This is a genomic window from Dactylosporangium sp. NPDC005555 (assembly GCF_040605635.1).
In the GTDB taxonomy this organism is placed as follows: domain Bacteria; phylum Actinomycetota; class Actinomycetes; order Mycobacteriales; family Micromonosporaceae; genus Dactylosporangium.
The window spans coordinates 150,461-162,003 of the sequence record NZ_JBEXDG010000002.1 but is presented as its reverse complement, the minus strand read 5'-3'; the positions used below and the strand labels follow the sequence as shown (position 1 = coordinate 162,003).

Below are 11,543 nucleotides of genomic sequence, written 5' to 3'. Positions count from 1 at the left end.
TGCGAAGTTGAGTGAATGTCACTCAATAGTGCCACGCAAGTCTCGATCGTCAAGTCCAACCTTGAGTGAGCCCGGCGCAACTTGTCACACCCGTGGGCGTCCCTGTGGTAGGTCCTGGGTGAGATTGCGCTGGTTGACATCGATGCTTCCGGCCATTGCATGGCGCTGGACAGCGACATCGTGCACGCTTTACCCGTGACCACACAGGGCGAGTCGGTGTCCGCCCGGTCGGCGGCCGCCAGCCCTTCAGCTGATGGCCCGTCCACCGGTCGGCCCCCGCGCGCCCGGGAGCCGGAGCGGTCCCCGGTCGCCGACCTCGTCACCGCGCTGGTCGATCTGCGCGATCTCGGCAAGGCGACCCGCTTCGCACTGCCGCTGCCCAGCGCCGAGCGGGCCGCCACGGTCGCCGCGGCCATGGTCGACCAGCTCGACGACTATCTGCTGCCCCGGCTCGACCGGCTCGACGCGCCGCTGCTGGTCGTCGTCGGCGGCTCGACCGGCGCCGGCAAGTCGACCCTGGTCAACAGCCTGATCCGGACCCCGGTCAGCCCGGCGGGTGTGCTGCGGCCCACCACCCGCGCACCGGTCCTGGTCTGCCACCCCACCGACATGTCCTGGTTCTCCAAGGCCAACGTGCTGCCGTCGCTCATGCGCACCAGCGGCGCGAGCAGCGACACCGGCACCCTGCAGGTGGTGTCCGCTCAGGCGCTCACCGCCGGGCTGGCGCTGCTCGACGCGCCCGACATCGACTCCGTCGTGGACGCCAACCGGCAGCTCGCCTCGCAGCTGCTCGCCGCCGCCGACCTGTGGCTCTTCGTCACCACCGCCGCCCGCTACGCCGACGCCGTCCCGTGGGGGATGCTGCGCACGGCCCGCAGCCGGGGCACCGCCATCGCACTGGTGCTCGACCGGGTGCCCGGCGGCGGCGCGGCCGACGAGATCGGCCCGCACCTGACCTCCATGCTGCAGGAGCAGGAGCTCGGCGGGGTGCCGCTGTTCATCCTTCCCGAGGCCCGTCTCGACAGTCAGGGGCTGCTCAGCGAGGCGCAGGTCGCGCCGCTGCGGGACTGGTTCGGCAAGCTGGCCCGCTCCGCCGAGGCCCGCGCCGCGGTGGTCCGCCAGACCGTCGGCGGCGCCGTCGACGCGCTGACCATGGACGTGGGTGTGCTCGCCTCGGCGGCCGAGGACCAGGTCACCGCCGGCAAGTCGCTCGACGACGCCGTCCGCGGGTCCTATCGGGCCGCCACCTCCTCGGTGGAGCAGGGCATCCACGACGGCGCGCTGCTGCGCGGCGAGGTGCTCGCCCGCTGGCAGGAGCTCGTCGGCACCGGCGACATCATGCGCGCGCTGCAGGCCCGCGTCGGGCGGGCCCGGGACCGGATCGTCGCCGCGATCACCGGCCGACCGGCGCCCGGCGAGCGCTTCAAGGAGGCGATCGGGTCCGGTCTGGCGATCCTGCTCAAGAGCGCCGCGACCGACGCCGCCGAGCGGGCGGGCCTCGCCTGGAAGGCACACCCCGCCGGCGCCGCGCTGCTCGCCGCCGCGCCCAACCTGACCCGCCCCTCCGAGGACCTCGACGAGCGGATCGCCCGGCTCACCCGCGACTGGCAGCGCTCGGTCCTCGACCTGGTGCGCACCGAGGCGGGCGACAAGCGGGTCCTCGCCCGGGCCAGCGCCTATGCGGTCAACGCGACCGGCCTGCTGGTGATGGTCTCGGTCTTCGCCGCCACCGCCTTCATCCCGACCGGCCTGGAGATCGTGGTCGCCGGCGGCACGACGGTCACCGCGCAGAAGGTCCTCGAAGCGATCTTCGGCGACCAGGCGGTGCGGTCGCTCGCCGAGCGGGCCAGGCAGGATCTGCTGGAGCGGGTCGCCGCCCTCTTCGAGGAGGAGGCGGGGCGCTACCGTAGCGCGCTGGCCGGCGCCGGGATCGACGACGACTTCGCGGGCAGGTTGCGCGCCGCCAGCACCGCCGTGCAACTCGCCCGCGCCGACGTCCGGCTGGAGCCGCAATGAGCAGTCACGAGCACAGGTTCGGCCCGGGCCGGCGCCGGAGCGCAGCGGAGGCGACGGCATGAGCCTCGTGGACAAGATCAAGCAGGCGATCCCCCGGCAGGGTGGTGCGGTGGACGCGGATCGCCTGGCCGACCGCGTGGAGGCGCTTCGGCGGTTCGTCCAGGCGGCCGAGGACCACGTGCCGGACGCTCAGCTGGTCACGGCGCGCACCGTCATCGACCGGGCGGGCGAGCGGCTCGCGCTGTCCCGGGCGCACACCGTCGTCGCCCTCGCGGGGGCCACCGGCAGCGGCAAGTCCAGCCTCTTCAACGCGCTGTGCCGCTTCCAGCTGTCTCGGGTCGGGGTGCGCCGCCCGACGACCGGCGTCGCGCACGCCTGCGTGTGGGGCGTGCAGGGCGCGGGCCCGCTGCTCGACTGGCTCGGCGTGCCGCCCAACCGGCGCTTCACCAGGGAGAGCGCCCTCGACGGCGACGACGAGGCCGGCCTGCGCGGCCTGGTCCTGCTCGACCTGCCCGACTTCGACTCGATCGAGGCCCGGCACCGGCTCGAGGTCGACCGGCTGCTGCGCCTGGTCGACCTCGTGGTGTGGGTGCTCGACCCGCAGAAGTACGCGGACCGGGTGGTGCACCAGCAGTATCTGGCGCAGTTCCAGCGGCACCGGGACGTGACCGTCGTCGTGCTCAACCAGGCCGACCGGCTCAACCGGGGCGACAGCGAGCGGCTCGTCGCCGACCTGCGCCGGCTGCTGGAGGCCGACGGGCTCGGCGGGGTGCCCGCGTTTGCGACGTCCGCGAAGGGCCAGCCGGGGCTCGACACGCTGCGCGTCACGCTGGAGCGCACGGTGGAGCATCGGCAGGCCTTCCTGCAGCGGCTCGCCGGCGACGTGCGCGGCGCGGTCGGCGAGCTGGAGCCGCTGGTCGCCGCCGATGTGCACGGCGAGCGCATCCAGCCCGCCGCGGTCGACCGGCTCGCCGACTCGCTCGCGGTCGCGGCCGGTGTCCCGATCGTCGTCACCGCGACCGAGCGCACCTACCGGCACCGAGCCACAGGCGTCCTTGGTTGGCCGGTTGCCCGATGGGTCCGCAAACTGCGCCCCGATCCGTTGCGGCGACTCCATCTTGATCAGCCTGTAGGCGGTACACCCGCCGCATCCTCACTCCCGGAAAGCACCGCTGCCCAGAAGGCCGCGGTGGCGCTCGCCTCCCGGGAGGTCGCCGAGCAGGCGGGTGCCGGACTGCCGGAGCCGTGGCCGGCCGCGGTCACCGCCGCCTCCCGCTCCCACCTCGACGACGTGCCCGACGCGCTCGACGTCGCGGTCGCCTCGGCGGACCTCGGCATGACCCGCCGGCCGTTCTGGTGGCGGCTGGTGGGGGCGCTGCAGTGGCTCGGCGCCGCGACCGCGCTGGTCGGGCTGCTGTGGCTGACGGTGCGGGCGGTGCTCGCGTTCCTCGGACTGCCGGACATCGCCGCGCCGCACGTCGGGCGACTGCCGCTGCCGACCACGCTGCTCGCCGGCGGGCTGCTCTTCGGGGTGCTGCTGTCGATCGTCGTCCGCCCGATCGTCGGTCTGGCCGCCCGCCGGGCGAAGGCGCGCGCCGACCGCCGGCTGCGGGGCGCGATCACGCAGGTCGCGGACGTGCACATCGTGGCGCCGATGCGTGAGGTGCTGCGCTCGTACGATGACGCGCGTGACGCTCTTCGCACTGCTGCCCGCTAGCCGGCGTTTCGGATTTTTCGCCATTGCTGCGATAAATACGGCTTGGGGCTTCTGGGCGGTTTCGGCGCCTCACAGGTTCTTCGCCACGTTCCCGGGGTTCGGGCTGCACTGGACGGCCGCGTACCCGCCGTACAACCAGCATCTGATCGTCGACCTGGGTGCCACGATGCTCATGATCGCGGTGCTGTGCGGCACCGCGGCAGTGCTCGACCGACCGGCGACCAGCTGGATGGCCGGGGCGGCCACGGCGGTCTTCGGCACGCTGCACTTCGGCTATCACGCGCTGCACGCCGGGCACATGGGCGCCACCGACCGGGTGCTGAGCCTGTTGAGCCTGGTGGCCGGGGCGGTCGTGCCGCCGGTGCTGGCCGCGACCCACCTTCCTTTCATGCAGAGGCGGCGCTGATGGACCTGGAGTATCTGAAGGAGCATCCGGGGCAGCTGCCGATGTTCATCAAGCATCAGCGGATCCGGGAGACGCCGGTGCCGGGCGGGTCCATCTGCGCGGCGCAACGGCTCACCCTCGACGACGGCAGCTCGATCTTCTGCAAGTCCCTCGACGATCCGCCCGCGGGGTTCTTCGCCACCGAGGCGGCGGGCCTGCGGTGGCTTCGATCGTCGGCCACGGTGTCGGTACCTGCCGTGATCGCCGAACTGCCCTCGATGCTCGCCCTGGAGTGGATCGAGCACGGCGAGGCGACCCCTTCGGGTGCCGCGCGGCTCGGGCGGCAGCTGGCGGCGATGCACCGGTCGGGGGCGCCGTCATTCGGGGCCGGCTGGCCCGGCTTCATCGGCACGGCGCCGCTGCCCAACGACCCCACCGACGGGCCGTGGGCGCCCTGGTTCGCCGAGCGGCGGCTGCGGCCCTTCCTTCGCACCTCCGTCGACAACGGTGCGCTGACCAGCTCCGATGTTGCCGGGGTCGAGCGGGTGATCGCCGGCATCTCGTCGTTTGGCGGGGACGAGCCACCCTCCCGCATCCACGGCGACCTGTGGCCCGGCAACGTGCTGTGGGACGTCTCCGGCGAGGGTTGGCTGGTCGACCCGGCCGCGCACGGCGGGCACCGGGAGACCGACCTGGCGCTGCTCGGACTGTGGGGAGGGGCGCCGCACCACGACCGGATCCTGGCGGCGTACCGCGAGGCGTGGCCGCTGCAGGACGGATGGCAGGACCGGGTGGCGCTGCACCGGCTGCACCTGCTGCTGGTGCACACCGCCCTGTTCGGAGGCTCGTATCGGGAGTCGGTGCGCTCCACGCTGCGAGCTCTCTGAGTTGTCATACCGCTGGGGTACCGTTTCGAGCATGACGCCTTCGGAGCCGCCCGGTGCCGGTCTTGCCGACCGTCATGGCCGCGTGGCGACCGACCTGCGGGTGTCGCTGACCGACCGGTGCAACCTGCGCTGCACCTATTGCATGCCCGCCGAGGGGCTCGACTGGCTGCCGAGCCCGACGCTGCTCACCGACGACGAGGTCGTCCGGCTGATCGGGGTCGCGGTCACCCATCTCGGGGTGACCGAGGTCCGCTTCACCGGCGGCGAGCCGCTGCTGCGCCGGGGGCTGCCCGGGATCGTGCGGGCCGTCGCCGCGCTTTCGCCGCGCCCGAGCACCATGCTGACGACCAACGGGGTCGGCCTGGCCCGGCTCGCCGGGACGCTCGCCGAGGCAGGGCTCGACCGGGTCAATGTCTCGCTGGACACCGTCGACCCCGCCCGCTTCCAGACCCTGACCCGCCGCGACCGGCACGCCGACGTGATCGCCGGGCTCGCCGCGTCGGCGGCGGCCGGGCTGGTGCCGGTGAAGATGAATGCGGTGCTGCTGCGCGGGGTCAATGACAACGAGGCGGTGCCGCTGCTGCGGTTCGCCCTCGAGCACGGCTATGAGCTGCGGTTCATCGAGCAGATGCCGCTCGACGCCGGGCACACCTGGCGGCGCGAGGAGATGGTGACCGGCGAGGAGATCCTCGGCCGGTTGCGCTCGGCGTTCGACCTGCTGCCCGATCCCGTGGCGCGCGGCGGGGCACCCGCCGAGACCTGGCTGGTCGAGGGGCACGCCGCCGTCGGCGGCGGGCCTGCGCGGGTCGGCGTGATCGCGAGCGTGTCGCAGCCCTTCTGCGGCGCCTGCGACCGCACCCGGCTGACCGCCGACGGGTCGGTGCGCTCGTGCCTGTTCAGCCAGGACGAGACCGACCTGCGCGGCGCGATGCGGTCCGGGGCGACCGACGGGGAGCTGGCCGACCTGTGGCGCAAGGCGATGTGGGCGAAGCCGGCCGGGCACGGCATCGACGACCCGAAGTTCCTGCAGCCCGCCCGTCCGATGTCGGCGATCGGGGGATGACCGCGGTGCTGCTCGCGCACTGCTCCGCCGGGGGCCACGCGGCCGCCGGCATGGCAAGGATCGCGGCCCGCGCTGTCTTCAGCGTGGCCGGGATCGGGGGATGACCGCGGTGCTGCTGGTTCGCTGCTCTGCCGGGGGCCGCACGGCTTCTGGCGTGACCGCGGTGCTGCTCGTGCGCTGTTCCGCCGCGGGCCACGCGGCCGCCGGCTTGGCCGGGATCGGGGGATGACCGCCGTGCTGCTCGTCCGTTACTTCGCCGGGGCCCGTGCGGCCGCAGGCCTGGCCGAGGAGAAGGTCGAGGCGGCGACGCTCGGCGAGCTCGTGGCCGCCGTGACCGACGGCCGGCCGAAGCTGGCCTCGGTGATCACGGCTTGTTCGTTCCTGGTCGACGGCACGTCCTGGCGGGACCGCGACGCGGCCCTGCCCTCGGCGGCGACCGTCGACATCCTTCCACCATTCGCGGGCGGCTGAGCACGTGTTCATCGCACTCTTCCTGGTCATCGTGCTGCTGCTGGCCGCAATCCACTGGTATCTGTGGAAGCGGCTGGTCAAGGACGTGGCGACCACCCGGCGCGGCCGGCGGATCGGCGCACTGGTCGTGGTGCTGCTCGGGGTGCTCATCCCGGTGACGCTGGTCGGGTCCCGGGTGCTGCCGCTGGACCAGCAGCCGGTCCTGGCCTGGCCGGGCTTCCTGTGGCTGGCCCTGATGTTCTACCTGCTGGTGACGCTCGCACTGCTGGAGCTGCCGCGGCTGGCACTGCGCCGCTGGACCCGCCGCCGGGCGCCGCAGGGCGACGGGTCGCTCGGTGACCCGGCCCGCGGCGCCGGGTCGCAGGACGCTGTGCCGGCGGCTGTGCACACTGCGGCGCAGGCTGTGGATAACGCTGTGGACAGTGGTGTTGGGCCTGTGGACAAAGGTCTCCGACCTGTGCAGGGTGCTGTGGACGATGCGGATCGGCCTGTGGACAACCCGGCCGGCCCCGCAGCGGCGGCGACCGGGGGTGCGGGCGGTTCAGCAGGCATGACAGGGCAGTCGGCGGGGGGTGCGGGCCGGCCTGCCGGGGCTGTGGACGACCGGGCTGTGGACGACGGAGTTGTGGGCGGTGCCGGGGTCGACGTGCCGGCCCGGTCGCCGGCTGAGCCGTTGCCCGCGCCGGGTGCGGTGGACGAGCGGTTCGATCCGCGGCGGCGGCTGCTGCTCGGGCGGTCGCTTGCGGCGACGGCCGGGGTCCTGTCGGTGGCGGCCGTCGGCATCGGCACCTGGCAGGCGAAGAGCGCGCCGCAGGTGAAGCGCGTGCCGATCCGCCTGGCGAAGCTGCCGGCGAGCATGGCCGGGTTCAAGATCGCGCTGGTGTCCGACATCCACCTCGGGCCGCTGCTGGGCAGGTCGCACACCGAGCGGATCGTCAGGATCATCAACTCGGTCGAGGCGGACATCGTCGCGATCGTCGGTGACCTGGTCGACGGGTCGGTCGCGGAGCTCGGACCGGCCGCCGAGCCGCTGCAGGATCTGCGGGCGCGGCAGGGCAGCTTCTTCGTGACCGGCAACCACGAGTATTTCTCCGGCTATCAGGAGTGGGTCGACGAGGTCACCTCGCTCGGCGTCCGGGTGCTGCGCAACGAGCGGGTCGACATCCAGGGGCTGGACCTCGCCGGGGTCAACGACGTGACCGGCGAGGACGTGGGCGACGGGCCCGACTTCGGCAAGGCGCTCGACGGGCGGGATGCGTCCCGGCCGGTCGTGATGCTCGCTCACCAGCCGGTGCAGGCGCACGAGGCCGCGAAACACGGCGTCGACCTGCAACTGTCCGGCCACACGCACGGTGGGCAGATGGTGCCGTTCAACCTGCTGGTGGGTCTGGAGGCGCCGGTGGTGGCCGGGCTCGGCAACGTCGACGGCACGCAGGTCTACGTGACCCGTGGCGCAGGGTTCTGGGGGCCACCGGTGCGCTTCGGGGCACCGCCGGACATCTCGGTCGTCGAGCTGCACGGCGCGTAGCGGGCGGTGGCCGGGCGGCGTGTGACAGGATGCGGCGTGCCTTCGAACGTCTCCGACCACTCGTTCGTTGCCGACCTGCACATCCACTCGAAGTATTCCCGGGCGTGCAGTCGCGACCTCAGCATCGAGACGCTCACCTGGTGGGCCCGGCGCAAGGGCATCACGCTGCTCGGCACCGGCGACTTCACCCATCCGGCCTGGCACGACCACCTGCGCGAAGCGCTGGTCCCGGCGGAGCCGGGCCTGTTCCGCCTCCACCCCGACCGCGAGGCGGAGATCCTGCGCCGCCTGCCCGGGCGGCTGTCCGACGCCGCCGACGGATCGCCGGTCAGGTTCATGCTGTCGGTCGAGATCTCCACGATCTACAAGCGCGGCGACCGGACCCGCAAGGTCCACCACCTGATCTACCAGCCCGACTTCGAGGCGGCGGCCCGCTTCAACACCGCACTCGGCAGGATCGGCAACCTCGGATCCGACGGCCGGCCGATCCTCGGCCTCGACTCCCGCGACCTGCTCGAGATCACGCTGGAGGCGAGCCCCGACGGGTTCCTGGTCCCGGCGCACATCTGGACGCCGTGGTTCTCCGCGCTGGGCTCCAAGTCGGGGTTCGACGCGATCGCCGACTGCTACGCCGACCTCGCCGAGCACATCTTCGCGGTCGAGACCGGGCTGTCCTCCGACCCCGCGATGAACTGGCGGGTGTCGTCGCTGGACCGGTACCGCTTGGTCTCCAACTCCGACGCGCACTCCCCGCCGGCGCTGGCCCGTGAGGCGACGCTGCTGACCAGTGAGCTGGACTACTTCAAGGTGCGGGACGCGCTCCGCACGGGCGACGGTCTCGCCGGCACGATCGAGTTCTTCCCCGAGGAGGGCAAGTATCACGGCGACGGGCACCGCGCCTGCGACGTGAACTGGCTGCCGGCCCAGACCCGCGAGGCCGAGGGCCTGTGCCCGGTCTGCGGCAAGGCACTCACCGTCGGCGTGCTGCACCGGGTCGAGGAGCTCGCCGACCGTCCCGACGGGTACGTGCCGCCGGGTGCCCCGCAGGTCACGCACCTGATCCAGCTGCACGAGATCCTCGGCGAGATCCACGGCGTCGGCCCGAAGTCCAAGACCGTCGACACCCAGCTGGCGTCGCTGGTCGCGGAGCTGGGCTCGGAGCTGGCGATCCTGCGCGAGGTCCCGATCCACGAGATCACCCGCGTCGGCGGGGAACTGCTCGGCGAGGGCATCGCCAGGCTGCGCCGTGGCGAGGTCAGCCGCACGCCCGGCTACGACGGCGAGTACGGCGTCATCAAGCTCTTCGCACCGGACGAGCTGCGCTCGCGCGGCGTCCAGGAGGACGTGCTGTTCGACGTACCGATGCCGCAGCTGCCGAAACAGCGCAAGGCCGAGGCCGCTCCGAAGGCGCCGCCGAAGCGCCGCCGACCCGCTCCCGCTTCGCTGCCCGAGCCGCCACCGCCGATCTCGGCGCCCGCGTCGCCGCACGAGCCGCTCGAGCCGATGCTGGCCGGGATGGAGGAGGTCGGCACGGGCCTGCTCGACCGGCTCGACGCGCTGCAGCGGGTGGCGGCGTCCGCGCCCGGCGGCCCGCTGCTGATCGTGGCCGGTCCCGGCACCGGCAAGACCCGCACGTTGACGCATCGCATCGCGTACCTGTGTGCCGAGCTGGACGTGTATCCGGAGGAGTGCCTGGCGATCACGTTCACCCGGCGGGCCGCGGAGGAGCTGCGGGATCGTCTCGAAGGGCTGCTCGGACCGGTGACCGAGGACGTGACGGTGTCGACGTTCCACGCGCTTGGGCTGTCGATCCTGCGGGAGCACGCGGGCGCGTTCGGATTGACCCCGAAGTTCCGGATCGCGGAGGAGGCCGACCTGCTCGCGGCCCTCGATCCGCTGTCGGAGCGGGAGGCGCGGCGGGCCCTGGCCGCGATGGAGCCCTCGACCTCGGAGGCCCTGGCCAAGGCGCTGCGGGCGAAGGACATGGTGTCGCTCGACGAGCTGCTGACGCTGAGCGTGCGGCTGCTCACCGATTCTCCGGCGCTGGTCGACCGCTACCGGGACCGGTGGCAGTGGATCTTCGTCGACGAGTATCAGGACGTCGACCCGGTGCAGTACAACCTGCTGCGGCTGCTGTGCCCGCCCGGCGGCAACCTCTGCGCGATCGGCGACCCTGACCAGGCGATCTACTCGTTCCGCGGCGCCGAGGTCTCGTTCTTCCTGCGCTTCGCCACGGACTTCTCCACCTCCGAGATCGACGCCCGGTTGGTCCGGCTCACGCGCAACTACCGCTCGTCCGCGCCGATTCTCGCCGCGGCGGTACAGGCGATCGCACCGACGACCCTGGTGCCGGGACGGCGCCTCGACCCGGCCAGGCTCGACCTGGAAGCGCCGATGGTCGGGCTGTATCCGGCCACTTCGGTCGCCGACGAGGCGGACTTCGTCGTGCGCACCGTCGACGAGCTGGTCGGCGGCCTGTCGCACCGCTCGCACGACAACCGGGTCGACTCGCGGGCGACCGTCGGCGCGATGTCCTTCTCCGACATCGCCGTGCTCTATCGCACCGACTCGCAGGCCGCGCCGATCGTGGACGCGTTGTCGCGGGCCGGCGTGCCGGTGCAGAAGCGCTCGCACGACCGGCTGCTGGACCGGCCGGGGGTCGCCGCCATCGCCCGTGAGCTGCGCTTCGCGACCGGGCTCGGCGGGTCGATCGCCGCCAGGGTGCGGCTGTCCGGGCAGGTCGTCGCGGGCCGCTGCGGCCAGCTCGACACCGACGTGATCGGGCTGACCGAGGCCGACGTGTGGACCGCGGTCGAGCTGATGACGCCGCCGGCGCTGCGGGCCGGCAGCGACCTGGACGAGTTCCTGGGCGCGCTGGCCACCGGCGCCGAGGTCGACGGCTGGGATTCGCGCGCCGACCGGGTGACGCTGCTGACGCTGCACGCGTCGAAGGGGCTCGAGTTTCCCGTCGTGTTCATGGTCGGCTGCGAGGACGGCCTGCTGCCGCTGCGGATGCCCGGCTCGCAGGGCTTCTCGGAGGACAGCGTCGCGGAGGAGCGCCGGTTGTTCTTCGTCGGGTTGACCCGGGCGCAGGACCGGCTCTTCCTGTCGCACAGCAGGACGCGCTTCAGGCACGGGTCGGAGCGGGACATGGCGCCCACCCCGTTCCTGTCGTCCATCGATCCCGGACTGCTGGAGCGACGCGGCCCCGCCGCACCCCGTAAGCCCAAGGACCGTCAGCTTCGCCTCATCTGATCCGCGTTTGAACAGGGACCTGGCGCGAAACCGTGAGGTGGAACTGTCGGGGGGTGGCGCTACCGTTGCTGCATTGACGCAACTAGGCTGCCTGGAGCTTCGCGGAGCAGGAGGATCACATGTCGGGTTACGGACCGCCGGGCCCGTACCAGGGCCAACCCCAGGACCCCTGGCAGGGCGGCCAGCAGGATCCCTACGGACAGCCGGACCCTTATGGTCCG

Annotated in this window: 8 protein-coding genes; all 8 read left to right on the top strand. The window is 72.7% G+C overall.

Features of this window, described 5'->3' with window-relative positions; genetic code table 11:
• Window positions 1-195 precede the first annotated feature (195 nt).
• Window positions 196-2,016 (top strand): ABC transporter, encoded by a 1,821-nt coding sequence (locus ABZS58_RS03335; protein WP_354777069.1) that lies wholly within the window; start codon window positions 196-198, stop codon window positions 2,014-2,016.
• Window positions 2,017-2,074: 58 nt separating this feature from the next.
• Window positions 2,075-3,733 (top strand): GTPase, encoded by a 1,659-nt coding sequence (locus ABZS58_RS03330; RefSeq protein ID WP_354777067.1) that lies wholly within the window; start codon window positions 2,075-2,077, stop codon window positions 3,731-3,733.
• The gene (locus ABZS58_RS03325) at window positions 3,696-4,139 is read left to right on the top strand and encodes a hypothetical protein (protein WP_354777065.1); all 444 of its coding nucleotides are present in this window, start codon (window positions 3,696-3,698) and stop codon (window positions 4,137-4,139) included. The genes ABZS58_RS03330 and ABZS58_RS03325 overlap by 38 nt, the downstream gene beginning before the upstream one ends.
• Window positions 4,139-5,005 (top strand): fructosamine kinase family protein, encoded by an 867-nt coding sequence (locus ABZS58_RS03320; RefSeq protein ID WP_354777063.1) that lies wholly within the window; start codon window positions 4,139-4,141, stop codon window positions 5,003-5,005. Before ABZS58_RS03325 ends, ABZS58_RS03320 begins: the two co-directional genes overlap by 1 nt.
• A 31-nt stretch (window positions 5,006-5,036) precedes the next feature.
• Window positions 5,037-6,068: a GTP 3',8-cyclase MoaA gene (moaA, locus tag ABZS58_RS03315; protein WP_354777061.1), complete on the top strand. Its 1,032-nt coding sequence runs from the start codon at window positions 5,037-5,039 to the stop codon at window positions 6,066-6,068.
• A 225-nt stretch (window positions 6,069-6,293) separates the two neighbouring features.
• Complete coding sequence (locus ABZS58_RS03310; protein ID WP_354777059.1) at window positions 6,294-6,539, top strand: MoaD/ThiS family protein; 246 nt, start codon at window positions 6,294-6,296, stop codon at window positions 6,537-6,539.
• A 4-nt stretch (window positions 6,540-6,543) separates the two neighbouring features.
• Window positions 6,544-8,067, top strand: coding sequence for a metallophosphoesterase (locus tag ABZS58_RS03305; RefSeq protein ID WP_354777057.1), 1,524 nt, complete (start codon window positions 6,544-6,546; stop codon window positions 8,065-8,067).
• Window positions 8,068-8,103: 36 nt separating this feature from the next.
• Complete coding sequence (locus ABZS58_RS03300; protein WP_354777056.1) at window positions 8,104-11,322, top strand: UvrD-helicase domain-containing protein; 3,219 nt, start codon at window positions 8,104-8,106, stop codon at window positions 11,320-11,322.
• The last annotated feature ends 221 nt before the right edge of the window (window positions 11,323-11,543 follow it).

What these genes read in the sequence shown, in the direction of transcription:
- ABZS58_RS03330 (WP_354777067.1), top strand. Translation starts at nt 2,075, where the DNA reads ATGAGCCTCGTGGACAAGATCAAGCAGGCGATCCCCCGGCAGGGTGGT.
- ABZS58_RS03325 (WP_354777065.1), top strand. Translation starts at nt 3,696, where the DNA reads ATGACGCGCGTGACGCTCTTCGCACTGCTGCCCGCTAGCCGGCGTTTC.
- ABZS58_RS03320 (WP_354777063.1), top strand. Translation starts at nt 4,139, where the DNA reads ATGGACCTGGAGTATCTGAAGGAGCATCCGGGGCAGCTGCCGATGTTC.
- moaA (WP_354777061.1), top strand. Translation starts at nt 5,037, where the DNA reads ATGACGCCTTCGGAGCCGCCCGGTGCCGGTCTTGCCGACCGTCATGGC.
- ABZS58_RS03310 (WP_354777059.1), top strand. Translation starts at nt 6,294, where the DNA reads ATGACCGCCGTGCTGCTCGTCCGTTACTTCGCCGGGGCCCGTGCGGCC.